This is a genomic window from Solibacillus kalamii (genome assembly GCF_002174535.1).
Classification (GTDB): domain Bacteria; phylum Bacillota; class Bacilli; order Bacillales_A; family Planococcaceae; genus Solibacillus; species Solibacillus silvestris.
On record NZ_NHNT01000001.1, the window covers coordinates 40,368 to 64,570 of the forward strand.

24 protein-coding genes and 1 pseudogene are annotated in these 24,203 nt (G+C 39.5%); 6 read left to right on the forward strand and 19 right to left on the reverse strand.

What is annotated here, in order from left to right; translation table 11 throughout:
- Nucleotides 1–227 precede the first annotated feature (227 nt).
- Entirely contained in the window at nt 228–1,616 is a 1,389-nt protein-coding gene (locus tag CBM15_RS00215) for a glycine--tRNA ligase (protein ID WP_008403113.1), read from the forward strand.
- A 91-nt stretch (nt 1,617–1,707) separates the two neighbouring features.
- Here CBM15_RS00215 and CBM15_RS00220 read toward each other — a convergent pair whose 3' ends face one another.
- From CBM15_RS00220 to CBM15_RS00250, 7 genes are all read right to left on the reverse strand, one after another.
- Nucleotides 1,708–2,481, reverse strand: a complete 774-nt coding sequence (locus CBM15_RS00220) for an IclR family transcriptional regulator (RefSeq protein WP_008403114.1) — start codon at nt 2,479–2,481, stop codon at nt 1,708–1,710.
- Nucleotides 2,482–2,629: 148 nt separating this feature from the next.
- Complete coding sequence (locus CBM15_RS00225; protein WP_087615773.1) at nt 2,630–3,769, reverse strand: CaiB/BaiF CoA transferase family protein; 1,140 nt, start codon at nt 3,767–3,769, stop codon at nt 2,630–2,632.
- 19 nt (nt 3,770–3,788) lie between these two features.
- Nucleotides 3,789–5,750 (reverse strand): TRAP transporter permease, encoded by a 1,962-nt coding sequence (locus CBM15_RS00230; RefSeq protein ID WP_087615308.1) that lies wholly within the window; start codon nt 5,748–5,750, stop codon nt 3,789–3,791.
- Between the two features lie 25 nt (nt 5,751–5,775).
- A complete protein-coding gene (locus tag CBM15_RS00235) occupies nt 5,776–6,735 on the reverse strand; it encodes a TAXI family TRAP transporter solute-binding subunit (protein ID WP_087615309.1) in 960 nt (319 codons plus the stop codon).
- A 24-nt stretch (nt 6,736–6,759) separates the two neighbouring features.
- On the reverse strand, nt 6,760–7,566 hold the full coding sequence (locus CBM15_RS00240) for an enoyl-CoA hydratase/isomerase family protein (protein WP_087615310.1): 807 nt from the start codon (nt 7,564–7,566) through the stop codon (nt 6,760–6,762).
- 12 nt (nt 7,567–7,578) lie between these two features.
- A complete protein-coding gene (locus tag CBM15_RS00245) occupies nt 7,579–8,631 on the reverse strand; it encodes an acyl-CoA dehydrogenase family protein (protein WP_087615311.1) in 1,053 nt (350 codons plus the stop codon).
- Nucleotides 8,628–9,770, reverse strand: a complete 1,143-nt coding sequence (locus CBM15_RS00250; protein WP_087615312.1) for an acyl-CoA dehydrogenase family protein — start codon at nt 9,768–9,770, stop codon at nt 8,628–8,630. The genes CBM15_RS00245 and CBM15_RS00250 overlap by 4 nt, the downstream gene beginning before the upstream one ends.
- A gap of 254 nt (nt 9,771–10,024) precedes the next feature.
- Between CBM15_RS00250 and CBM15_RS00255 the strand changes: the two genes are divergently transcribed.
- A complete protein-coding gene (locus CBM15_RS00255; RefSeq protein ID WP_087615313.1) occupies nt 10,025–10,489 on the forward strand; it encodes a hypothetical protein in 465 nt (154 codons plus the stop codon).
- Nucleotides 10,490–10,553: 64 nt separating this feature from the next.
- On the forward strand, nt 10,554–11,360 hold the full coding sequence (locus tag CBM15_RS00260; protein ID WP_008403124.1) for an EcsC family protein: 807 nt from the start codon (nt 10,554–10,556) through the stop codon (nt 11,358–11,360).
- A 39-nt stretch (nt 11,361–11,399) separates the two neighbouring features.
- On the opposite strand, the gene CBM15_RS00265 is transcribed toward CBM15_RS00260, so the two are convergent.
- The 4 genes and pseudogenes from CBM15_RS00265 to CBM15_RS19425 all read right to left on the reverse strand — a co-directional run.
- Entirely contained in the window at nt 11,400–12,200 is an 801-nt protein-coding gene (locus CBM15_RS00265) for an MBL fold metallo-hydrolase (RefSeq protein ID WP_087615314.1), read from the reverse strand.
- Between the two features lie 254 nt (nt 12,201–12,454).
- Nucleotides 12,455–13,228, reverse strand: a complete 774-nt coding sequence (gene recO, locus CBM15_RS00270; RefSeq protein WP_087615315.1) for a DNA repair protein RecO — start codon at nt 13,226–13,228, stop codon at nt 12,455–12,457.
- 61 nt (nt 13,229–13,289) lie between these two features.
- Nucleotides 13,290–14,456 carry a CapA family protein gene (locus CBM15_RS00275; protein WP_087615316.1) on the reverse strand — a complete coding sequence of 389 codons (1,167 nt, stop codon included), beginning with the start codon at nt 14,454–14,456 and terminating at the stop codon, nt 13,290–13,292.
- Between the two features lie 487 nt (nt 14,457–14,943).
- A pseudogene (locus CBM15_RS19425) lies at nt 14,944–15,212 on the reverse strand (IS3 family transposase); the annotation flags it as partial.
- Nucleotides 15,213–15,271: 59 nt separating this feature from the next.
- On the opposite strand from CBM15_RS19425, the gene CBM15_RS00290 reads away from it, so the two are divergent.
- The 3 genes from CBM15_RS00290 (at nt 15,272) to CBM15_RS00300 (ending at nt 17,134) form a co-directional block, all read left to right on the forward strand.
- Complete coding sequence (locus tag CBM15_RS00290; RefSeq protein ID WP_087615317.1) at nt 15,272–15,562, forward strand: hypothetical protein; 291 nt, start codon at nt 15,272–15,274, stop codon at nt 15,560–15,562.
- A gap of 387 nt (nt 15,563–15,949) precedes the next feature.
- Nucleotides 15,950–16,366 carry a hypothetical protein gene (locus CBM15_RS00295; RefSeq protein WP_087615318.1) on the forward strand — a complete coding sequence of 139 codons (417 nt, stop codon included), beginning with the start codon at nt 15,950–15,952 and terminating at the stop codon, nt 16,364–16,366.
- 309 nt (nt 16,367–16,675) lie between these two features.
- Nucleotides 16,676–17,134 (forward strand): SAM-dependent methyltransferase, encoded by a 459-nt coding sequence (locus CBM15_RS00300; protein ID WP_087615319.1) that lies wholly within the window; start codon nt 16,676–16,678, stop codon nt 17,132–17,134.
- Nucleotides 17,135–17,537: 403 nt separating this feature from the next.
- On the opposite strand, the gene CBM15_RS00305 is transcribed toward CBM15_RS00300, so the two are convergent.
- From CBM15_RS00305 to CBM15_RS00335, 8 genes are all read right to left on the reverse strand, one after another.
- Nucleotides 17,538–18,113, reverse strand: a complete 576-nt coding sequence (locus CBM15_RS00305; RefSeq protein ID WP_087615320.1) for a hypothetical protein — start codon at nt 18,111–18,113, stop codon at nt 17,538–17,540.
- Nucleotides 18,114–18,633: 520 nt separating this feature from the next.
- Entirely contained in the window at nt 18,634–19,548 is a 915-nt protein-coding gene (gene era / locus CBM15_RS00310) for a GTPase Era (RefSeq protein WP_087615321.1), read from the reverse strand.
- Entirely contained in the window at nt 19,535–19,942 is a 408-nt protein-coding gene (locus CBM15_RS00315) for a cytidine deaminase (protein ID WP_087615322.1), read from the reverse strand. The genes era and CBM15_RS00315 overlap by 14 nt, the downstream gene beginning before the upstream one ends.
- A gap of 25 nt (nt 19,943–19,967) precedes the next feature.
- Entirely contained in the window at nt 19,968–20,318 is a 351-nt protein-coding gene (locus tag CBM15_RS00320) for a diacylglycerol kinase family protein (RefSeq protein ID WP_008403131.1), read from the reverse strand.
- Complete coding sequence (gene ybeY / locus CBM15_RS00325; protein WP_087615323.1) at nt 20,305–20,790, reverse strand: rRNA maturation RNase YbeY; 486 nt, start codon at nt 20,788–20,790, stop codon at nt 20,305–20,307. Before ybeY ends, CBM15_RS00320 begins: the two co-directional genes overlap by 14 nt.
- A gap of 14 nt (nt 20,791–20,804) precedes the next feature.
- Complete coding sequence (locus CBM15_RS00330; RefSeq protein ID WP_087615324.1) at nt 20,805–22,919, reverse strand: HD family phosphohydrolase; 2,115 nt, start codon at nt 22,917–22,919, stop codon at nt 20,805–20,807.
- A gap of 215 nt (nt 22,920–23,134) precedes the next feature.
- Nucleotides 23,135–23,227 (reverse strand): PhoH family protein, encoded by a 93-nt coding sequence (locus CBM15_RS19430; protein ID WP_139377735.1) that lies wholly within the window; start codon nt 23,225–23,227, stop codon nt 23,135–23,137.
- A 16-nt stretch (nt 23,228–23,243) separates the two neighbouring features.
- On the reverse strand, nt 23,244–24,203 hold the full coding sequence (locus CBM15_RS00335) for a PhoH family protein (RefSeq protein ID WP_008403135.1): 960 nt from the start codon (nt 24,201–24,203) through the stop codon (nt 23,244–23,246).

A 24,203-nucleotide genomic window follows, 5' to 3' on the forward strand; every position in this document is an offset into this window, starting at 1 on the left:
TGCCCGGAGACGGGTGCTTTTATTTTTATTCAGCGGGTGTTTATACACCCGCTGAATAAAAATAAGCTCTGGCAGATGTCACAGATTTTTTAGATGAAAAAAGAAGTCAGCCTAAATACGTCACATTCTGTGACAACGGCTGACTGACCCACATCCTGTGGGTCTAAAAATCTGGACGCAATTATGCCGAGGCATAATTGATTAAATATTTATAGGAGGTTTTTTTCATGGCAGAAAAATCAATGGAGACAATTGTATCATTAGCAAAACACCGCGGATTCGTATTTCCTGGATCTGATATTTACGGTGGTTTAGCAAACACTTGGGATTACGGTCCACTTGGTGTAGAACTTAAAAACAACGTAAAAAAAGCTTGGTGGCTAAAATTCGTTCAGGAATCAGAACATAACGTAGGCTTGGATGCTGCGATTTTGATGAATCCTAAAGCATGGGTTGCATCTGGTCACGTAGGCAACTTCAACGACCCGATGATCGACTGTAAAGCATGTAAAGCGCGTCACCGTGCAGATAAATTGATTGAAGATGCTTCTTTAACAAAAACAGGCAAAGAAATTATCGTTGACGGTATGACTTTCGATCAAATGAAAGAAAAAATGGAAGAGCTTGAAGTAGCTTGTCCTGACTGCGGAAAAATCGACTTCACAGATATCCGCCAATTCAACTTAATGTTCAAAACGCACCAAGGTGTAACTGAATCTTCTTCAAACGAAATCTACCTGCGTCCTGAAACAGCACAAGGTATTTTCGTAAACTTTAAAAACGTTCAGCGTTCAATGCGTAAAAAAACACCATTCGGTATCGCACAAATCGGTAAATCTTTCCGTAATGAGATCACACCAGGTAACTTCACATTCCGTACTCGTGAATTCGAACAAATGGAACTTGAATTCTTCTGTAAACCGGGTGAAGATCTTGAATGGCACTCATACTGGAAAGAGTTCTGTAAAAACTGGCTTCTTGCATTAGGTATGAAAGAAGATTCAATGCGTTTACGTGACCATGAAGATGATGAGCTTTCACACTATTCAAATGCGACAACAGATATCGAATTCCGCTTCCCATTCGGATGGGGCGAACTATGGGGTATCGCAGACCGTACAGATTACGACTTAAAGCAGCATATGGAACATTCAGGTGAAGATTTCACTTACATCGATCCTGTTTCAAATGAGCGCTATGTACCATACTGCATCGAGCCATCATTAGGTGCAGACCGTGTAACATTGGCATTCTTATGTGATGCTTATGAAGAAGAGCAATTAGAAGGCGATGATACGCGTACGGTATTACGCTTCCACCCTGCTCTAGCTCCGTTTAAAGCAGCAGTATTGCCACTTTCTAAAAAGTTATCTGAAGAAGCTGGCGACGTTTGGGCTGACTTGCGTAAAGCATTCCCGGTTGATTACGATGAGTCACAATCGATCGGTAAACGTTACCGCCGCCAAGATGAAATCGGCACACCATTCTGTATTACGTACGATTTCGATTCAAAAGAAGACGGTCAAGTAACAGTTCGTCACCGCGATTCAATGGAACAAATCCGTATGCCGATCGCTGAAGTAAAAGCTTATATCGAAAAACATTTACAATTCTAATTTTATAAGACACTTTCTGTTCGTTTTGAGCAGAAAGTGTTTTTTAATTTAACAAAAAACATCCAACCGTTCTACACCCGGTTGGATTGTTTTATTTATTCAGCTGTTTTTCAATATCGAATTTTGCATGTAAAATGAGTTCACGTAATTCATCAAACTGCTCTTCATCAAAGCGCGCTTCCGGAATAATAATCGCAATTGATGCAACCGGCCGCCCGTTAGAAATAATCGCCGTACTGAATGAGCAGGCGCCGATAATGCGTTCAGCACGTGTAAAAACATATTGCTGTTTTCGAATTTCCTGCAGCTGCTCCAACAACTGCTCGCGATCGACAACCGTATTTTCCGTTACGTGCTCCATCGCCACTTCATCCAAATACTGATCAATTTCTTCCTGCGGTAAAAAGGCCAGCAATGATTTAGCAGAGGCTCCGGCATAGAGCGGTGAAGTATCCCCAACATGATTACGTGCCGATAAAGCATATGAACTCTCGATATTCATAATACAGCGGCGCTCATTACCGTCAATAATGCTCATCGAAATACTTTCTTTCGTCGCTTTATTCAGCTGCTGAAGAATGGGCTGTGCAATCGTAATGATGCTTGATTCTTCCTCAACCAGCTTCCCTAAGTGGATTAACGATAGGCCAAGCTGATACTGCTTCGTCCGATCATCCCGGATTAAAAAACCTTCATATACTAGTGTAGCAACAAAGCGTTGCAAGCTAGATAGCCCGATTCCTGTCTTTTTATTTAATTCAGTTAAAGAAAGCTTTGGCTGTTCTTTCGTAAAGGCACGCAATATTACAATTGTTTTTTGAACTGTTTGCATTAAATACATTTTTTCAAATTTTTGCTGTTCCACCCAAAAGCCCCCCTTTTCCTAATAGTAGCAAAACTCATTCATATAAAAAAGAAGGGGCTATGTTAAAAGTCATAAAACTTTTCACCTAACTTTTCCATCAACAATAGATATCAATCAATAGGAATCACCAATTCTGGCCCAACAACTCCTAGTTTTTATTAATTTTCAACAAATCATCCGTATGCTCCCCTAGCTGCGGTGCCCCGTATTCATAGGAAATATTAAGCTCCGAATGTTGTAAAGGGTTTCTCACAAATTTCACTGTCCCGTATGACGGATGTTCGATCTCGCCTACTAGATTCCGAGCGACAACTTGCGGCTGCTGAAATGCTTCCTCTATTGTGTTGACACGTCCGCCAGGAATTTTATACTGCTGTAAAAGCTCGAGCCATTCATCACGGGTTTTCGTTTTTGTAATATCGGAAATATAAGCTGATAGTACGTCTTCATTTTGTTTGCGCAATGAATTTGTTTTAAATCGCTCATCTGTCACCCAGCCCTCGCGATTAATCATCTTGCAAAACTTTTTGAACTGATCTTCAGTGCCGACACAAAACATGAGCGGTCCATCCGAACATTCAAACACCTGATATGGCGCTACGTTATTATGCTGGTTGCCAAGACGGTTCGACTTGAAGCCGGTATTTAAATACGCGCTTGCAACATTTGCGAGTGAACTCATTTGTACATCAAGCAGTGCCAGATCAATAAATTGACCTTTGCCCGTCATGTCACGCATTCTTAATGCCGACAGTATCCCAATTACGACATAGTGGGATGTTAAAATATCTGCAATTGGCACCCCTACTTTTGTCGCTTCTCCATCAGGATGTCCCGTTACATCCATTAAACCGCTCATTGCCTGAATAACCGGATCAAATCCCGGCTCTGCAGCGAGCGGCCCGGTCTGACCAAATCCGGTCACCGAGCATTGAATAATTCGCGGATTAATTTGCTTAAGCTGCTCATAATCGAGCCCCATCTTTTTCATATCGCCCGCTTTAAAATTATCGATAATGACATCCGCTTCTTTTACTAAATCAAGCAGTACTTCTTTATCGGACTGGTCTTTTAAATTTAATGTGATTGATTTTTTATTGCGATTCGCACAAATATAATACGTGCTTTCCCCATTTATAAATGGTCCCCAACCACGCATACTATCCGAACCAGCCGGATGCTCGACCCGAATGACTTCAGCACCTAAATCCGCTAAAATCATCGTTCCTGCCGGAGCAGCATACACACGCGATAAATCCAATATTTTAACATTATCCAATGGGCGCATCCCCATCACCTCAATTCTTCTACTCTTTTATTAACGATGGTGCAATTTTCCGTTCCGGCTGCTTCAAAATGATTTGTGTCGCAACAGCAACGGCAATTACTGCTAACGCGATTAAGTTATAAATTAACGTAGTATCCATTAACGCAATCCCAGCGCCAAAAAAGACGAGGCGCTCGATGAAATACGTATGTCGGAATAAATAGCCTTTAATACCGGCAGCAATCGATACACCACCGATACAAGCCGTAATCGCTGCAAAAATGTATTCTCCGGTTGTACCGCCTGTTAGCAGCAGCGCCGGATTAAAAATAAAGAAGAACGGGACAATAAAGCCGATCAACCCGAGACGAACCGATTCAAATGATACTTTATTCGGCGATTCGCCAGCGATACCTGCTGCGGCATATGGTGCCAATGCTACAGGTGGAGTAATACTCGATAAAGCAGCAAAGTAGAAGGCAAACATATGAGCTGCGATCGCCGGTACACCTAATTGTGTTAAAATCGGTACAGAAATTGTTGCAACAATAATATAGGCAGCTGTTGCCGGAATCCCCATTCCTAAAATAATACTGATTACCGCTGTTAAAATAGCTGCCAGCATGACACTGTCTCCAGCAAAACTTAATACGTTGTTTCCGATGATCAAACCGATACTTGTTAGCGTGATCGTCGCAATAACAATCCCTACGATCGCACAGGCAATTCCTACACTAATCGCTCCTTTGACCCCTTCAACAACAGAATCGATAACCGCTTTCAGATTCATACGTGTATGTTTGCGAATGGCTGCTGTCGGCACGATAGAAAATAGCGCGAAGATTGCCGCATATAACGGCGAATAGCCTGCAAACAGCATAAATAATAAAATAAATAAAGGGATTAATAAGTGACCCCCATTTTTAAGAACTTGCATTGCTACCGGAATATTCTCTTTTGAAATTCCCGATAACCCCATTTTTTTCGCTTCAAAGTGCACAATCATAAACAATGTTAAATAGTAAAGTATTGCTGGTACAACTGCTGCCAGCATAACAACCGAATACGCAACACCTAAATACTCCGCCATAATAAAGGCTGCTGCACCCATTACCGGTGGTGCAATTAAGCCACCTGTTGAAGCAACCGCCTCAACAGCCCCGGCAAATTTTTTCGAATAGCCGGCCTTTTTCATCATCGGGATTGTCACTGTACCAGTTGTTACAACATTACTTACAGCACTCCCGCTGATTGTGGCCATCAACGCACTTGCAAATACTGCAACTTTAGCAGGTCCGCCTGCTGTACGGCCCGCAATTGTCAGTGCCAAGTCATTGATAAAATCCGAAAACCCGCTGTTTTTTAAAAAGGCACCAAACAGTACGAAAATAAAAATATATGTTGCCGAAACACCTAGAGCTGTTCCGAAAATTCCTTGCCCGCCCCAGAACATAATGTTGATGATCCGCTCAAGGCTAAATCCGTAATGCCCTAAAATTCCTGGTATATAGGCTCCAAAGAAATTGTAGGCAAGGAAAAACAGTGCAATTAATGTCAGCGCATTGCCGACAACGCGACGTGCAGCCTCAAATAATAATACGATCGCTATGCCGCCGACCCATAAATCAAGAATCGTATTTTCTCCTGCACGGTCTCGAACTAAAATATCGTAAATAATAACGAAATAAAGTGTCACGAAAATTGATAATGTAATACAGATGCTGTCAAACCATGTAGGCAACTTTCTCGTCCCAACACTTTTCTTTGTAGCAGGATAATAAATAAAACTAAATAAAAGCAAAAACCCTAAATGCCACGCACGAAATTTTGTCGCTTCCATCACACCGATACTGCTCATATATATTTGGAAGATGGACCAGATGATTGCAACGCCAATCACGATTTTTCCAAATATACCAACATAATTACGAGAATTGATATTTTTATCTTCAAGGTCCATTAATTGTTGAATTTCATCTTTCTCAAGTACTTTTTCTGCCATACCGTCCCCTCCTTGTCCTTTACTTTTAATCGATTACACCAATTTCACGATAATAGCGCTCTGCACCCGGATGTAGCGGTATATCCGCCGTTCCCGCAACCGCGCTTTCCGGACTGAACTGCTTCGCAATGCTGAATGATTTTTGCAGTAAGTTCAAGTTTTCCCATAGCTCTTTCGTTAACTGATAAACGGTTTCTTCATTCACACTTTCGTCAATTACGATCGTGCTGTACTGACCGACAGTTTGTATCGCTTCCGGCTGTTTATCATATGTGTTTGGCTCGATCGTATAAGCAAAGTTCCAAGGGTATTCCTCTACTAAATGGTCAATGGCGCTGTCAGAAAAGCTTAAAACTTTTGAATCCACTGTTGAGATCAGCTCTGTCGCAGCAGCTGCCGGTACACCTGTGTATATATTGACACCTTCCACTTGACCATTTCGCATTAAATCTGTCGCTTCTGTAAAGCCAACATAGTTTGCTTTAATATCCTTTTCTCCAATACCATGTGCTTCAAGGACGAGACGGGATTCTACCTCAGTCGCACTTCCCGCAGCTCCGAATACGAAGCTTGTTCCTTTTAAATCTTCAATCGAATTGTATTTCTCATCGTTTTTCACAATAATGTGACTGATATTAGGATATAAGTTTCCTAATATACGAACATCTTCATATTGTTTTCCTTCAAAGCTTCCAACACCGTTGTATGCTTCATAGGCGATATTTACCGTCGTAAATGAAATATTCGCCTCACCTTTACGCATTAAATTCAAGTTTTCAATACTTCCATTTGATGCTTGTGAAGCGACTCGCTTTTCCAGTTCATTTGTCCACATCGTTGAAATTCCTGCTCCAAGTGAATAGAAAACACCTGTTGTTGTACCTGTTGTAAAAATAAGCGGCTCCCCATAACGCTCAACATTACTTTGGCAACCTACAAGCAACATAGCAGCCATTGATACTATTGCGAGAAATTTTTTCTTCATCCGCGTCCCCCCATTTGCACTGTATTATTTGAAAACGGCTTTTCGCTTTTCTACTATCGCTTTGACTCCTTCTTCGTATGCTGGTAATTCTGTTACTAAGCCCATTTTTGACGAAATATAGTCAAGTGAAGAACGAAGACTCATTGATTGGCTTTGGTAAACAGCGCGCTTAATAATTTTGATCGTTTCAATTGGACCATTTGCCAGTTTCTCCGCATAACTTTGTGTAAAGCTTTCCAAATCCTCATCATTCACAACAAATGTTACGAGACATGCTTCCTTTGCTTCCTCTGCCGTTAAGACACGCGCTGTCCATAACATGTCAAGTGCCTTATCGATACCGACGAGGCGAGGTAAAAAGTAAGCACCGCCATCACCAGGAACAATCCCTACATTAATATAGCTTTCAGAGAACTTCGCAGACTGTGCAGCAATACGGATATCGCACATTAATGCCATATCAAGACCTGCACCCATTGCAAAGCCGTGCATCTGCGCAATGACCGGTTTATCGATTTCTTCAAGTAATAAAGGTACGCGCTGCACCTTTTTCCATAAAGAATTTTTCCGGGCCAACGCTGTTGAAGTAATATCTTCCTCACTATGGTAAAAGCCCTGGCCCGCCACCATTGCTTTTATATCTCCGCCTGCGCAAAATGCTTTGCCGTTTCCTTTCAAAATGACAGCTCGAATGTCATCATTGTCACGCACTTCTTCCAGCGCTTTAATCCACGAAAGGATCATTTCTTCGCTAAATGCATTTAAACTTTCCGGGCGATTCAGTGTTATTGTTGCAATATGGTCCTTCACTTCAAATAATAAATCCGACATTGTTTTTCCTCCTTATGCATGTACATGCGTTTCTACTTCATCTGTAATGCTTTCCCACAAGTCCATTTTTGTTTCCAGCAGTTGCTGTGCCAACTGTTTTTTCCAGTAGCGTGCCGTAAATTCTTCGTCTCGCCAAGCCCATAAGCGGCGCGTATAATGGTGGAGGCGATGTTCATGTGTCACACCGATTGCTGCATGAACTTGGTGCGCAGAAGTTGCCACTGCACGACTCGCATCATCCATTCGCAAGCGTGCATACGCCACTTCGCTTTCTTCTCGCCCAGCTGCCAATAATGTTTGGATATTATTGACGGCCACTGTCATAAGCGTCTGTTCTCCTGCCATATTCGCTAAATGCTGCTGCACAAGCTGGAACCGGTGAATTGGACGGCCGAATTGTTCGCGTTCTTTGCTAAACTGAACACTCAGCTGGAATGCGGTTGTTAGTGCTCCGCTCATTTTGCTGACAGATGCCGCTGTAACTAACTTTTTAAATTGCTCATACTGCTTTGCTGAAACCGGCACTTTTTGAAGCGCTTTCATATTTTCGAATACGACTTCTGAACGTGGTTCGGCTGCCAAGTTTGTGCTGTTTTTCATCAGTGCATCTTGTAAGTCTGCAACAATGATAAACTGCTGCGCATCTTCCTGTGCAACCGCCACAATTTTTTCGGCATACTGGGCCCACCCGACATGCTTTAATGTACCGGATAAAGCATTGTCCTTTAACTGCAGCGGGGTTGTAATGCTGTAGGTAGTTAACTGCTCAAATCCCTTTATGTCCACTTGCTGCAATAAAAAATTGGCTAACGTATGCTCAATAAACGGAACAGGTACAGCATATTTACCTATAAGTTCATACAGTGCCAATAAATCTTCAATATCCCCACCTGCTCCTCCATCTTCCTCACTTACAACTACATGATGGAGTTCATTATCAAGCAACAGCTGCCAAACATCTTCGGCCCATTTATTCTCCTCCAAAAGATCAACTGTTTCTTTTTCGACTTTATCTTTAAAAATCTTTTCAACTACTTCTAAGACCATTTCTTTAATTTCGCTCATTGTGCAATAACCCCCTTCGCTAAAATTCCATACAGAACTTCTGATGTTCCGCCACGAATTGTAAAGCCTGGTGCATGTAAAATAGATTCAGCCAAATATCGCTCGACCCTATTGTCACTATGCAAGTTTGGATACACATCAAGCATCAGGCGGATGATTTCAGGGATTTTCTGTTCAAACTTCGTGCCGATACTTTTTACAAGTGCTGCCGGTATCGCAACTTCGCCGCCTTCTTCCAATACTTTTGCAACCCCAATTGATAAGTTGCGTAATGACCACAGTTCAGCAACAAGCTTCGTCGCTTCTTCTAGACCCACTAGATCTCTCTTAATCTTCAGTTGTTCAATTACCTCGTTTAAAAGCGGGAATGTACTTAAAATTCGCTCTGGCCCACTGCGTTCAAATGCCAGCTCTGCCAAACCTTGCTTCCACCCGTTACCTAGTGTCCCTACTACCATTTCATCCGGAACAAATACATTATCCAAGTAGACATCGTTAAAATGCGGTTCTCCTGTTAAATAACGAATTGGCGCAATCGTCACACCTTCACCTTTTAAATCGATAATAAATTGCGAAAGACCTTCATGCTTTTTCTCACCTAATGGTTCTGTACGTATGAGCGTTACCATGTAATGTGCATCATGGGCATTACTGGACCAAGTTTTTGCACCATTCACAATCCAGCCGCCCTCCACTTTTTCCGCACGTGTTGCAACGGATGCCAAATCCGATCCACTGTTCGGTTCACTTAAACCGATAGCGAAAAAGCATTCACCTTTCACAATTTTCGGCAGGAAAAATTCCTTCTGGTAGTCTGTACCAAAACGCAACAGCAATGGTCCTGTCTGACGATCTGCAAACCAGTGTGCGGCTACCGGCGCGCCAAATGCCAAAAACTCTTCCGTTAAAATATAGCGGTCAATTGTACTGCGCTCACTGCCACCATATTGCTTTGGCCAGGTCATTCCGATCCATCCCTGCTCTGCCACTAGTTTTGAAAAAGAAGGGTCAGAGCCGCTAAGCCATGAGTCACAGCGTGTTTCAAATGTCCCCTTTTCAATATGTTGCTTTAAAAAACTTCGCACTTCCTGTCTAAACTGCTTTTGTTCTTCTGTAAATTGTATATTCGGTAGATTCATAACTTTACCTCCAATTACGCATATTGTGTAACCACTTTCTAATAACGATATTATAAAATAAATTTTTCCGAATTGTCAAAACTTTTGTACAATATCATTGATTATTGCAGAAAAAATGTGCATTATCGAGAACCTATCATTTATCAATCTATTTTGTGATATATAAAGAATTTAACCTTATTAATATTTTGATTATTTAGATAATTAATGTAAAAAAACGATATAATCTAATAAAGAATAGATGGAGGGGTTACATGTTTTTTCAGTTAAAGGACAGCACCGCCACAACTTTAGACACTTTCGATAAAATTTCACATCTCGTTAAAGCTATACTCCACTTTGAATGCCCGGAACACCGCGCACAGCATCACATCCTCTACACGGCGAATATGAAACTTGAAACTTATCGTGAAGCACAGTCATTTTACAGAAAATTTGACGATCCGAGCAATGCACTTGGTCGGTTAAGTCGAGAAGCGTATGAACTGGCAAAAAAAAAATACCATCAATTATTTACAATAATCCGAGGCTATATGCATTTAAGCGACCATAATAAGCGCAACCACTTTAATCACCACTTCCGCTTTTCTAAAGAAAAAATCGAAGCGATGTTTACTCTTTTTGAACAAATGCACCATCATGAACACTTAAAACTTGAAGCAGAGTTTTATGAGCGGTTAAAAGAAGATATCATCCCATTGCTGACACAATTCGAATGACTCGCTGAAACCTTTTTCATTTAGGAACGTAAAATAAGTAACATGTCCATCAGGAGGGCGATTCATGGAAACACAACAGCAGCTGGAAAATCACTTATTAACAATCCAACAATGGGAGAAAGATCAAAGCGGTTTATGGTTTTGGGAAAAGATTGGCCGCATCCCATTTAAAATACTCGATAAATTAACACCGAAATTCATTCAAGAGAAAATATCCGTTTTAATCGACGAACTGGTGAGTTATGTTCAAACCGGCGGAAAATATTTAGTAAGCGAAAAATCGATGATGCGTCATATTCAAAAACATACGCTGCATTCCGTTTCCACATTAGAGGATATTGGACAAATGCCAATTGAAGATATGGTGGAACTGAGTGAAAAGCTACAAAAAAACCGTGCAAATATTGCAACCGTACAAGGAGCATCCGCCGGCTTTGGTGGTGTGTTTACATTGGCGCTCGATATTCCTGTCATTCTAGGGATTGCGTTAAAAACATTGCAGGAAATTGCGATGATCCATGGTTATGATCCAAATGAAAAAGCCGAGCGTATTTTCATCGTAAAGTGTCTGCAATTTGCTTCTTCTGATGTTGTCGGCAAAGAAGCGATATTAAATGAGCTGGCACAGCATTATGAAAAACCTAACGCGGCAGAAAATATGGTTTCTCAGTTACAAGGCTGGCAGGAAGTCTTCTTTACGTACCGGGACAATTTTGGTATGAAAAAGCTCTTTCAAATGATTCCTGTAGCAGGTATGATTTTCGGCGCCTTTATTAATAAGTCAATGATTGAAGATATTGCCGAGGCAGGCATGATGCTGTACCGCAAGCGACGAGTGCTGGAGCGGATGAATGAACTGGATAACCGCTAGATGCACAAAAAAATAGCCAAAGAATTTAAGTTCTATCTCTTAAATCCTGTGGCTATTTTTGTTGAATATTTTTTTATTGAGCTCGTGCATTTCTTTTAATCCTTTATAAAACGGATATTGTTTCTGCAATTCCGTTTCATCGACATTACCGCTTGGTAAATTATTTAAATATAATAACGATGCATCGATTCGTTTCTGGATTTCACTTCGGTTATTTGTCGTTGTCCCATGTCCTGGCACAACAACTTCAACTTTTTTATCCGATATAATTTTTTGCGCCTTTTGGATTGTTGCTAAATAGGTTTCATATTCTTCAATAAAAGGAAACTCGACATCCGATAAATAATCCCCCGCCAATAAAATACCGAACGGCTCCAAAACTGTAAATAACCCATCTGCCGTATGCCCTGGTGATAAGTAAAAGCTACACGTTATATCCGGCAGCTCAACTGTTTGGCCATCTTCTTTAATCACGATGTCTATGTGAGGATAGATAATAGAATAATCTCTATCAATATAGTACTGGGCATCAAACTGACGGATTTGTTCCAATACCTCTTCTTTATTCGCCCGCTTGACAAAAGCTTCACTTGCAATTGTTGTCGCATGCGGAAATGCGCCTGCTGCAATAATATGATCATAATCACTATGTGTATAAATAAGATACAATTTCCGATCTTCAATAATCGACTCGATATAGGTTTTTATTTCGGCAATTTCGTTCGGCAGCCAGTTAGGATCGGTTACGATTAATGCCTGCTTTGTTTTGATTACCGCTGATGTCGTTTGATATAACACACTTTGAAATACGGTTAACTGCTCATTTTCAAATTGGCGCATTGTGTTTCCCTCCTTAACAAAAGAAAGCAAGTCTGCGCGATTCTACGCTTTCGGCTCGCTTTATTTCCTAGGCAATAATTTTCCCGGTGTTTAAACAGGGGTTGATCTCCATTTCGGGACGGACGCTTTCCGCGGGCCCGGTCTGAGCCTGTAGTCTCAGAAGTCGGGCTGTTTCCGCTGGAGTCGCCTCCCCTTCATTTCAATCAACTCTTTTAATCTAGACTTTGCCGTCTTAAAATGGAATAGCAATAATTTTATTCCTCTTCCTTCTTTTCACGCTGCAGTAATGGTGTACGCTCCAGTTGTTCGATGAAGTTACGTGATTTCAGACGAATTCCCGTTTGTTCTTCATAGATTGTCGTCACGATTTTCTTTATAAATTGCTTCGTTTGCGGTTTTAACTCCAGCTTGCCGACTTGCTCAATCGGCACTGTATAAAACATGCGGATCAGCTTGAGCTGTGTTGGTGACAACCTGATAATATACGGGTCCAAATGGAAGCATCGATGACATATAAATCCGCCTTGTGTAAATGAAAAAGCAAATTCCCCCTCAACAGCTCCACACCCTGCACATGCATGCAAAATCGGCTGGATCCCTGCAAACGGGAGCATTTTCCAATCGACAAACAATGTAATCGCTTCAGGATCATATCCTTCTTCAATTGCATTCAATGCCTGAATTAATATATCAAAAGCATAAGGTTCCGGTCTGCCTTCTTCAACGAGGCGATCGACAATTTCCACGATGTAGCTTGCATAAGCTGTTGCCACAATATCTGTTTGGATGTGGCGCATCGAATTGAAATGTTCCCCTTGCTGCAAGGTCCCCATGCCTGATGTTCGCTGGACTAAAAACGAGCCATGCATAAATGTTTGCGTTACACCTGCCAAACGACTCGTAGGTTTTTTCGCCCCACGTGCCATACACGCGACTTTACCGGCTTCACGTGTCATCAGAGTCACGATTTTATTGGATTCACCATAAGCACGCGCCTTTAAAACGATGCCTTCCCATTTATGTAGCATCTGTTGCACATCCTTTTATTTCTTTCGTATCTCTATTATACCGCACAATTGCTAGAAAAGTTTAATAAACGGTTACATGTTGGCCCATGATTTGCTCTACCCACTGCAAATTTTTGACAGAGCGCTGTTCCACATCTTTTAATGGATAAACCCGATAAGTTCCATCTGCATCCAGTAATACAGAAGTGGCATAAAGCTCAGGTTCATCTATAGTAATCCGGTCGCCTTCCTTAGTAATTTCAAGGCTCGCGATTCCGCCGATCATTGTGTTCGGGATCGTTATAATTGTTGAAAAGAAATTACCAAGCGAATAAAAAATATGCGTCTCCTGTCCCTGTTCATTGATGAGCTTGTCATACGGTTGCAGGACATGCGGATGGGTCCCGAAAATGATATCTGCTCCCGCTTCATTTAATATATCTGCATAATGTTTTTGGTTGTCATTTGCTTCATACACATATTCCGATCCCCAATGCATCGATACTGCTACAACATCGACCGATTGTTTTAATTCCTCGACCTCCGCTTTTATTTTCGCTTCATCAATATAATTTATGAGAAATGGCGATTCCTGTGGCAAATAAAGTCCATTTGTCCCATATGTGTAGGCAAGCAGTCCAATTTTTATCGATCCGATTTCCATAATACGTTGTGTAGACCTGTCATCTTCATTTTTATAAGCCCCTACATAAGGCATATGGTAGTCTTCAAGATTGTTAAAGACGGTACTCATTCCATTTTCCCCTTGATCGATAATATGATTATTGGCGATTGTGACTAAATCGACTCCTGCATGTTGAATATCCCGAATAATATGGGGCGGACTCGAAAATAATGGATAGCCGCTTAGTGGATATTCATTTCCGACAGGAGGCGATTCCTGATTGGCGATCAGAAAATCATAGCTTTGCATCATCTGTGTCACTGCTGAAAAAGATGAAGTAAAATCATTATATTCCGCAAGTCTTAAGTGCAGTAAAATATCCCCCGCCATTGCAAGACGAATCGATTCTTTTGGCGCTTGTTGCTCACGTTCACTAATTGGCTCGTTTTTGTCTTTTATATCATTCTCTATATTTATTGTTGGCGACGGTATGGGCTCCTCGATATTCATTTGTCCTTCTGCGACAATAATCGTTTTGTCCTGATCGACTGTCGCAACGACAATAAATAATAAAGCGAGTGAAATCCCCCAAAGCGCCAATAAAAATTTATTTAAATTATTCAATGCGTTCACCTTCTAACTTCTGTTAAATATTCCCTTACTAAATGGTAGCAGAACATTGCCTATAATCAAGAACAAAATCATTGTCGTCCTGGGGTGGGGGATTTATTCGCCAAGTTGTGGGTGAATGTAGAACATGTTGTGGGGAAAGTAGAATGTTTCCGGCCGAATGTAGAAAATTTTTAATGGAATGTGGAACAAAACTGCTGAAATGTAGAACCTATTCATTTTATTCGCTCATTCATGAGAGTATGTAGAATGTTTCGGGGGCAAAGTAGAAAGTGTCCTGGCGAATGTAGAACTTTTCACCGATAATGTGGAACAACGCTCTAAAAAGTAAACTCCATATTCGTCATAATATAAGGTAAATAGTATAATAAAATAAAACCAGACCTTATATTTAGATGATTTGAGTTTGATTATATATAATCAAACTTTTATTGTGGTCTTTTAATAAAGATTGGAATGTCAACACTAAACTGGACAAAAATTATAAGGGTTGCAGTTTGAATTCCACAGGCGTTAAATAGCCAAGTGTTCCGTGAATTCGTAAGTTGTTAAACCAATGGACGTAATCCCCAAGTTCAAGAGCGAGCTGTTCAAGAGAGGTGAAGTGAGCTTGATTAGCGAATTTTTTTTAAATAGCTTAAATGTCGCTTCAGCCACGGCGTTATCGTACGGACATCCCTTCATGCTTAGTGATCGCTGGATTCCGAATGTCTGAAGCGCCTCTGAAATTAGTTTGTTATCGAACTCTTGTAAAATTAATGGTAAAATAAAAAGTGTTAATTAATTGGGATTGGAGGTTACAATTCACAATGTCAGCTAAAAAACACTCTTGGAAAAGTTATTTATTTTTAATATCAAGTGTATTAGTAACAGCAGCTATGTTTCTATTAGATCCAATAACTAGAGCAACTTCTGAAACACTTACGCCAGTGATTCTAGCATTTATTGGTCTTGGCACAATTTGTTCTATTGTGTTGGCTGTTTTCTGTTTCCGTACTTTAAATGAAAAAAAGACTTTACCAATATTGGGTTTGCTTTTTACTAGTTTAAATGTTAATCTAATTGTTTCGTTTTTATGGATTGGTGCAAATATAGCATAGATAGAAAGGAAAGCTAGGGAGTTACCCTAGCTTTCCTTTTTTTAGAAATAGCATCTTGTCAATTACTTTTGCACACTGAATGCCATTACGAATTGTTGTATCCCCAGGACCTGTTTTATTTGCAGCACATAAAAAAGCTGTATGGAATGCAGTTTTCTTATTCCACAATCGGGCCATATTGTGGAATAACATTTTTTGGGGGAGTGTAAAAAAAGATGCAGATTTATAACGATTAAAGAATTGCTATACAAGTTTTTATGTAAATTAAAAATCATGCCCAGCAAGTATAAAAGCACGGAATAGGTTAGCTGAATAAGTAAACAGAGTTATAATTGTAGTAAATTCCTTTAGGTTAGGTAGAGGTAGTATTGTTGAGGAGTAGTGACAATGAACAGATATAAAAAATACGTAAGTAAAGCGAATCGTTACGAAATTTTTGGTTTTAGAAAAAAGGCAATAAAAATAATGGAATTAGCAATAGAAGAGCCGTTATCAAAATTAGAAATGGGTAGCGGATTAATTTATATTGGTTTAATGTATCGTAAATTAAATGATTTAAACAATGCGAATGTATATTTTGAAAAGGCTCTAAATTTATGCAAAGACGAAAAGTATCCTTATAGCCCTAACTTTAAAATTATTATTCAAAGTTTTTTAGAAAATAAAGAATCAGATAAGGCCACGAAATGGAATGCTCATTTAACTGAAAGTAATAAGAAGATCGCATTTTTCCGTTATAGGGCCATATTGTTGTGGAGTGGTTCTAGGCTCTTAATTAATAAGTTAGGTATGTATTGGAATTGAAAGTTATGGTTTTATTTAAGGAAAGGTTCATAAGATAAACTTATGTTTATTGATAATTAATTTAAGATTTACTTATATATTTTTTGTTGTAATATTTGGAATATAAGGATTATAACTAAACTTTCCAGATAATATAGAGTTAAAAAGCATCAGTTTCCATAATAAAAAAGCTGCAAGACATATTCAACTCGAAATGTTAAGGAAAGGTGATGATCTTCATAAAGACTTAGAAAGCAACAATTACTATTTTAAAGTGTCCTAAACAATGTTTTTGTTTAAATTTTATATATAGAAACACAGGGGGTAATTATGTCATATGTCATTAAACCAGTTGCTTTTGTAAACAATAATAGAAAAGAGATTTTGGATGATAATTGGGGGTCGATTCTATCCACAATTGAATTAGCTGAGAACATAGATATATCATCGATAAAAGGTATAGAAGAGTTTTCGCATTTAGAAATACTTTTTTACTTTAATAAAGTAGAAGATAATAAGATTCAATATGAAGCAAGACATCCAAGAAACAATAAAGATTTTCCGTTGGTTGGGATATTTGCACAACGTGGAAAAAACAGACCGAACAAATTAGGTGTTACAATTATAGAACTTATTGAGGTGAAAAATAGACAATTAATTGTAAAAGGATTAGATGCTATTGATGGCACGCCAATAATTGATATAAAACCTGTAATGAATGAATTTTTACCTAAAGGAAATGTAAAGCAACCTAATTGGTCGACAATTTTAATGGAGAATTATTGGTGATAGTAAAAATCTCATATTTATAAAGTTAGTATGCCTGTATTTATTATTGTCTTACTTCACTTGCAGGATTTTAGTTGAAAAACAATCTTCAACAATCGGGCGCTTTAATTGAATATTCGCATCCCGAAATCATCAAAATTTTTTATAAGAACCAAACTAGATAAATAAAGAACCAACTGTTTTGATCAAACTTTGTTTCAAAACAGTTGGTTTCTTTCTGTATAAAATCAGCGTTTGCAACTTACTTTTAATCGAACTTTGTTAAAATGCTACACGTTTACCGGTTTTTCTGTTGACCCCAAACTTTGATTTGGGAACGTTTTTTGTATGAGAACTGTATAAGATTTTATTAATTAATAGCCAAAGGTTTGTAGCTCCCAAAATTTATCGCTTTGTATAATAGTTAAATATTTAGGTTTTTCACAATTAAATTTAATTCATAATCCAGGCTTGTTGTTGTTTTTAAGCTATCGTCAGTCGTTTCTGTAATGGTTGGATAAACCGATTTATTTATAGTGTATTGTTTTAACTTTAAGTAATAAGCTATTGGGAAATCGGCACCATCCCACATTTCCGAATAACCGACTAGACCAAACTCTGTTAGGAGAGCTTCTAAACTTGTTACTATTGATGCCACGAATTTATCGTAATTACATGAAAATTTCATATTAATGAATGGACGATGCTTTCTACTATCATCTTCATATTGTTTCACTGTAAAAAATAGATTTTCTTCAGTGCTTTTTATATCGGAAATATTGAATTCCCACTCAATTAAACCTGGCTCTTGATGCCAACTACATTCTGTTTCATCTTCATAAAACTCTGAATCAATATCTGGATTCAACCGCAAGATAGCTTCTAAAAATTCTTTCAATGCATCAGAAATACAACTAGCCTCAAATGAAAATTGTTGATTTGACGATTCCAGTTCGCATCTAGCCCAACCAGCATCTGTAATTTTATAATTAAATTTCATTTTTTCACCTTTTCAATTACGAATCATATTTTGAGTAGAGAACATGTCTATACGCAAGTTAGTTTGGTAGCATTAATTATAGCCCAACTTCGTTTTCAAAATCGTATTAGCGTACAACTTTTTTTACGTATGGTCGTAAGCCACTCGAATATGGCAGCCCCTTATTCCACAATCGGGCGCTTTCCTTGAAGAAGGAAAACCCTTTTTTGCGTAGAAGGGCGCTATTGTTTAATAAGCTTATAGCTGTTAACTTATCATAAATATATTACGACAAAAGAAGAGGCTAATTAGTTTCAAACAATTTAAAATATCATTTGCTAAAACTTTTGAACCTGCTGCCCCTTTTAAATACTTCAAATCTCCCGTTGATAACCAATCAATTTCTCCAAAAAATTTTCTGTAACAATTTTATTGCCTGCAATTGCCAATGCTTTTAAACAAGTAATATGTGTCATGCGATAAGATAAAAAAACACACCGATTTCCCCTTAAAGAAAATCGGTGTGTTCTGCTGCTATCTATTAATACTCGTCTTCTCTAAATCCGAAATCGCGTAAATGCGTTTGCTTATTACGCCAATCTTTTTGAACTTTTACCCAAAGCTCTAAGTATACTTTTGAGCCTAATAGCATTTCAATATCCTGGCGGGCACGTGAGCCGACTTCTTTTAAAAGAGCACCGCGTTTGCCGATGACAATTCCTTTTTGTGAATCGCGTTCTACCATGATTGTCGCCTGTACATGAATCATATTTTCCTTTTCTTCATGTGGCTTAATGCGCTCAATGACAACCGCAATTGAATGTGGAATTTCTTCGCGTGTTAAGTGCAATACCTTTTCACGAATCAGCTCAGAAATAATGAAGCGTTCCGGGTGGTCCGTTACTTGGTCTGCCGGGTAATATTGCGGTCCTTCAGGTAAATACTTTTCGATTGTTGTTAATAAGTTTTCCACGTTGTTGCCCTGTAATGCTGAAATTGGGATAATTTCAGCAAAGTCGAACTTATCTTTATACGAATCAATGATTTTTACCAGTTCATCCGGATGTACTAAATCAATTTTATTGATGATTAAAAATACCGGTGTTTGATTGCCTTGTAACAACTCGATGATAAATTCATCACCTTTTCCGATAGCTTGTTCAGCGTTAACCATAAACATGATTACATCGACTTCACGTAGAGCGTTACGGGAAGTTTTCAGCATAAATTCGCCTAATTTATGTTTCGGCTTATGAATCCCCGGTGTATCGATGAAAATCGTTTGAGAGTTTTGTTGTGTTAAAACACCTTGTACTTTATTACGTGTCGTTTGTGGTTTGTCAGACATAATCGCAATTTTCTGGCCGATTACTCGGTTTAAAAATGTTGATTTGCCCACATTAGGACGACCTACAATCGAAACAAAGCCCGATTTGTATCCTTTATTTTCCTGCATTTTTCATATCCTCCGTATTAAATGCACCCGGGATTAGCTCACCTACTGTTGTTTGTTGAACGTCACCATTCAAATTTGTTAAGTAGACAGGCATATCCGGAGCACAAAATTCACTCATTACTTGTCGACAAGCTCCGCATGGGGAACATGGACCCGGTGTGTCTGCTACGATCGCCAGCGCTTTAAAATTCATATTGCCTTCTGACACTGCTTTGAAAAACGCAGTACGTTCCGCGCAGTTTGTCATGCTGTAACCTGCATTCTCGATATTGCAGCCATTGTACACTGTACCGTCTTCTGCTAATAATGCCGCACCTACTTTAAATTTCGAGTAAGGTACATAAGCAAATTCACGTGCAATTTTAGATTGTTCCATTAATTGTTCCATGTTCATCTTTGGTTCCCCCAAAACATTATTTTTAAAACCATTTTGGTAAAAATATGAGTAGTCCGATTATAACACTTGCGAGCGCAAAAACAAGTACAGCACCTGCCGCAACATCCTTTGCCTGCTTGGCGAGCGGATGAATTTCCGGTGATGCCAAGTCCACTACACGCTCGATTGCCGTATTGATCAACTCAGTTCCGATGACAAAAGCTATGACTAAAGTGATAATACACCATTCAACGATTGATAGCCCTGTCAGTAAACCAGCCATCAGGACAATTACTGCACTCACTAAGTGAAATCTGAAGTTTTGTTCCTGTACAGCCGTAACTAGTCCTTCCATTGCATAACGAAAAGAACGAAAAAATTTACGGACGTTCATTCGTATCACGACCTAGGCCGTATGACTGTAAAATAGTATCTTGCTTCCCGAACATAACTTTTTCATCTTCCGGTGTCATATGATCATAGCCTAGCAGGTGCAAAAAGCCATGGACAGCCAAGAAGCCAAGCTCACGTTCAAACGTATGGCCATATTCAGCTGCCTGTTCACGAGTACGGTCTGTCGAGATGATAATATCGCCTAAAATACGTGGAATCCCTTCACCGATAATTTGCAGTTCCCCTTCACCCATTTCCTCCAATGCAAAAGAAATGACATCAGTAGGCTGGTCTTTATCGCGGTATTCACGGTTGATTTCATGGATCGCTTCATTCGTCACAAATGTCACCGACACTTCCGAGCCATCCTCAATCCCTTCCTGTTCCGCTGCATGCTGAAGCAGTTTTTCCACTAACTCCAAGTGGGATTCTTGTACTTCATTTGTTTCATCTAAAAAATCAATTAATAACATGTTGTTCCCTCCTACTATTCCTTTGGATATTCAATACGCGAGTGGAACGTTCCATTCAATGTTTCACATAATACGTCTTCTATCTTTTTCAATTCTTTTAATGAAATATCGCATTCATCAAACTGGTCATCTTGTACACGATCCTGAATAATCGTTTGCACAAGCTTCTGTATTTTCTCTGCATTTGGGTGCTGCATTGAACGTACTGCTGCTTCAACACTGTCCGCAATACTAATGATGGCGGCCTCTTTCGTCTGTGGCTTTGGACCCGGATATCGGAATACACTTTCGTCCAATTCTTTCCCTTCTTCCTTAGCCTTAAACAAAAAGAATTTCAATGTGCTTGTCCCATGATGCTGTAGACAAATATCGATGATTTCCTGAGGCATTTTATGCTTGCGCAACAGCTCTGCTCCATCTGTAGTATGTGCAATAATAATTTCTGCACTACTTTCGGGTGCCATCGTATCATGAGGATTTGTCCCCATTTGGTTTTCAATGAAAAATAAAGGTCTTCGCGTTTTCCCTACATCATGATAATAGCAACCGACTCTTGCTAGCAAGCCATCAGCCCCAATTGCTTCACATGCTGCTTCAGCCAGATTGGCAACCATTATACTATGGTGATACGTACCGGGTGTTTCCGTCAAAATTTTCTTTAACAACGGGTGATTCGGATTCGATAATTCGATCAGACGCACGACCGATAAAAGTCCGAAAGCCGATTCGAAATACGGAAGGAGACCCATCATCAAAGCACCGGATAACAATCCTGAAATAATCGCTGCAGCAACATAAAACGCCACTTCCTTCATTCCGTACCCTGACTGTCCCATTAGTATATAAAATGCGATAAATACGATGTTAACAAGCGTTACGATACCTACCGCCTGCAAAATGTCTGTCCGTTTTTCAAGGCTGCGCATAAAAATAATCGACGCAAATCCGCCAAATAAAATGTAAAGCGCTGTATCCATCTGCAAAATACCCGATAATCCTTCATGGAAGATGATGCCTGCAGACGCAGCAGTAATGATTGTCACAATACTTGCGGTGCGGTCATTGGCTAACACGCGGACTAGCATTGTCACTAATGCCGATGGGAATATAAAGGCAATCATCAGATCAAAATTCGTTGAAATCAGTGCGATCAGTTTCATCATAATTAACGCAATCACATATACAATAATCGTCACGAGCAGTTCATTGCGCTTTGAAGCAATGTCTTTTTCCGTGCGATCAAACAGAACAAACAGGAAAGACATTTGCAGTAAAATCAAAATGATTAATCCTGCAATCGGTTTAATCGATTCTTCACTGTCCAGCATCCCTAATAGTTCAAGCTGACGGTAAATTTCACGTGTAATTACTTCGCCTTCCTGGACAATGATCTGTCCTTGCAAAATACGTGTTGGCTCAACTGCTTCCTTTGCCTGCTGTTTGGCAATGGCCGTTTTTTCTTCATCCAGTACTTCTGTTTCCACAATAGCTGCACGACCAATAACAATCGCCACACTCATTAAGCCTTCAGATATCGAAGGCTGCTGACGGATCTTGCTTTCCAGTTCATTACGGTACGGCAGCAAGCTATCCTTACGAAGCGGATAATTTAAGTTCACTTCAACCAATGTCGCCAATGCATCACGTGCAGACTCAAGATTTGGTTGTGATGCACTTAATACATTCAGCAACTGTGCATCCGATAAAATCAGATTTTGATGGTTATCAAATATATCTTTTAATCCGGAACGCAGCATTTTTATTTGTTCGGCTTGCGGTATTTCTTCCTCCGCCTCTGCAATATCCTTCTTCACTTCCAATGCAATATCAAAAATGGTTGTCACAAAAGTTGCACGCTGACTTGGCACTTCGTCTTTATATATGTATACAGGGTCTACGGCTTTCTCCGCATTTTCCCTTTCTATTTCTGTCTTTACCGTATCTTCCACTGTTTTAGATGAACGAATGGTTTCCGGTGATAATTCAGTTAGTTGGATATCATATGTAACGCCCCGAACATTATCAATCATCAGGAAAAACTGCAGGAGTGCAGTAGCCGCAAGGACGATGAATAACAGTGCGCGAAAGCTGATTAAGTGGATGAGCTTGTTAAATCTTTTTATGATCATGCACCTCCCTTTGTTTCTATGTTCATTTTATCAAATTTATATGTTGGGTGTTACGAAAAGTACGTATGTTTTTCAAATAAATGTCTTTCCACCTACTAATGGATGGAATAATTCCTCCTCTTAGTTTATATACGGAGTTTTTTCCAATAAGTTTCATGCTATTTTTCCCAATAAAAAACTTTCAACCTTTAAATAAAAGTTGAAAGTTCCATTTTTTATAATTCCTGCTCTGTGTAAGCCTGAATGACTCTCGCTACTAATGGGTGACGGACAACGTCGCCCTGTGCCTGACGCTTCGCTTTCGGCACAGAGGATTACTACCCTTTATAATTCCTGCTCCGTGTAAGCCTGTATTACTCTCGCTACTAATGGGTGACGGACTACGTCACCTTGCTCAAGTATTTGGAAATGAATATCTTTTACATAACGTAATGTACGCTCTGCAATAATCAGACCGGACTCCGTGTTTTTAGGTAAATCAATTTGAGTTTTATCGCCTGTAATGACCATTTTTGAGCCAAAGCCTAAACGCGTTAAAAACATCTTCATTTGCTGATGCGTTGTATTTTGAGCTTCGTCTAAAATGACGAATGCATCATCCAATGTACGGCCACGCATATACGCTAAAGGTGCGATTTCAATCGTCCCGCGCTCTATTAGACGCTGCGTCTGTTCCTGTCCATAAATGTCATGAAGTGCATCATAGAGCGGACGTAAATACGGATCGACCTTTTCCTTTAAGTCCCCCGGTAAAAACCCTAATGACTCTCCTGCTTCAACGGCAGGACGTGTTAAAATAATCCGTTTTACATGACCATTTTTTAATGCCTGTGTAGCCATCACAACCGCTAAATACGTTTTACCGGTTCCGGCAGGTCCAATTCCGAAAATCAGGTCTTTATGACGTATTGCACGGATGTATTCGCGTTGCCCAATCGTTTTTGCACGGATTGGCTTGCCTTTTGTATTACGCGCAATTTCTTCATCATATAACTCCGCATAATATTCAATTGTGCCTTTGCTGGCCATTTCAATGGCTGTTGACACATCACGCTGATCGATATTAATATTTTTTCGTATAACTTTCAATAACGCTTCTAAAACGGCATATGCTTGATTTTTCTTTTCTAAATCATCGCCTGCAATTTGTATGACTTCCCCACGCGTAATAATTTGTACGCTATAAGTTTCTTCAATCAATGTTATATTTGCATCTGACATTCCTAAAAGCATTACTGCTTCATTTGGATTGTCGATTTGAAGCTCAACATATTTTTCTGACAT

What these genes read in the sequence shown, in the direction of transcription:
- CBM15_RS00215 (WP_008403113.1), top strand. Translation starts at nt 228, where the DNA reads ATGGCAGAAAAATCAATGGAGACAATTGTATCATTAGCAAAACACCGC.
- CBM15_RS00225 (WP_087615773.1), bottom strand. Translation starts at nt 3,769, where the DNA reads ATGCGCCCATTGGATAATGTTAAAATATTGGATTTATCGCGTGTGTAT.
- CBM15_RS00230 (WP_087615308.1), bottom strand. Translation starts at nt 5,750, where the DNA reads ATGGCAGAAAAAGTACTTGAGAAAGATGAAATTCAACAATTAATGGAC.
- CBM15_RS00235 (WP_087615309.1), bottom strand. Translation starts at nt 6,735, where the DNA reads ATGAAGAAAAAATTTCTCGCAATAGTATCAATGGCTGCTATGTTGCTT.
- CBM15_RS00240 (WP_087615310.1), bottom strand. Translation starts at nt 7,566, where the DNA reads ATGTCGGATTTATTATTTGAAGTGAAGGACCATATTGCAACAATAACA.
- CBM15_RS00245 (WP_087615311.1), bottom strand. Translation starts at nt 8,631, where the DNA reads ATGAGCGAAATTAAAGAAATGGTCTTAGAAGTAGTTGAAAAGATTTTT.
- CBM15_RS00250 (WP_087615312.1), bottom strand. Translation starts at nt 9,770, where the DNA reads ATGAATCTACCGAATATACAATTTACAGAAGAACAAAAGCAGTTTAGA.
- CBM15_RS00255 (WP_087615313.1), top strand. Translation starts at nt 10,025, where the DNA reads ATGTTTTTTCAGTTAAAGGACAGCACCGCCACAACTTTAGACACTTTC.
- CBM15_RS00260 (WP_008403124.1), top strand. Translation starts at nt 10,554, where the DNA reads ATGGAAACACAACAGCAGCTGGAAAATCACTTATTAACAATCCAACAA.
- CBM15_RS00265 (WP_087615314.1), bottom strand. Translation starts at nt 12,200, where the DNA reads ATGCGCCAATTTGAAAATGAGCAGTTAACCGTATTTCAAAGTGTGTTA.
- recO (WP_087615315.1), bottom strand. Translation starts at nt 13,228, where the DNA reads ATGCTACATAAATGGGAAGGCATCGTTTTAAAGGCGCGTGCTTATGGT.
- CBM15_RS00290 (WP_087615317.1), top strand. Translation starts at nt 15,272, where the DNA reads ATGTCAGCTAAAAAACACTCTTGGAAAAGTTATTTATTTTTAATATCA.
- CBM15_RS00295 (WP_087615318.1), top strand. Translation starts at nt 15,950, where the DNA reads ATGAACAGATATAAAAAATACGTAAGTAAAGCGAATCGTTACGAAATT.
- CBM15_RS00300 (WP_087615319.1), top strand. Translation starts at nt 16,676, where the DNA reads ATGTCATATGTCATTAAACCAGTTGCTTTTGTAAACAATAATAGAAAA.
- CBM15_RS00305 (WP_087615320.1), bottom strand. Translation starts at nt 18,113, where the DNA reads ATGAAATTTAATTATAAAATTACAGATGCTGGTTGGGCTAGATGCGAA.
- era (WP_087615321.1), bottom strand. Translation starts at nt 19,548, where the DNA reads ATGCAGGAAAATAAAGGATACAAATCGGGCTTTGTTTCGATTGTAGGT.
- CBM15_RS00315 (WP_087615322.1), bottom strand. Translation starts at nt 19,942, where the DNA reads ATGAACATGGAACAATTAATGGAACAATCTAAAATTGCACGTGAATTT.
- CBM15_RS00320 (WP_008403131.1), bottom strand. Translation starts at nt 20,318, where the DNA reads ATGAACGTCCGTAAATTTTTTCGTTCTTTTCGTTATGCAATGGAAGGA.
- ybeY (WP_087615323.1), bottom strand. Translation starts at nt 20,790, where the DNA reads ATGTTATTAATTGATTTTTTAGATGAAACAAATGAAGTACAAGAATCC.
- CBM15_RS00330 (WP_087615324.1), bottom strand. Translation starts at nt 22,919, where the DNA reads ATGATCATAAAAAGATTTAACAAGCTCATCCACTTAATCAGCTTTCGC.
- CBM15_RS00335 (WP_008403135.1), bottom strand. Translation starts at nt 24,203, where the DNA reads ATGTCAGAAAAATATGTTGAGCTTCAAATCGACAATCCAAATGAAGCA.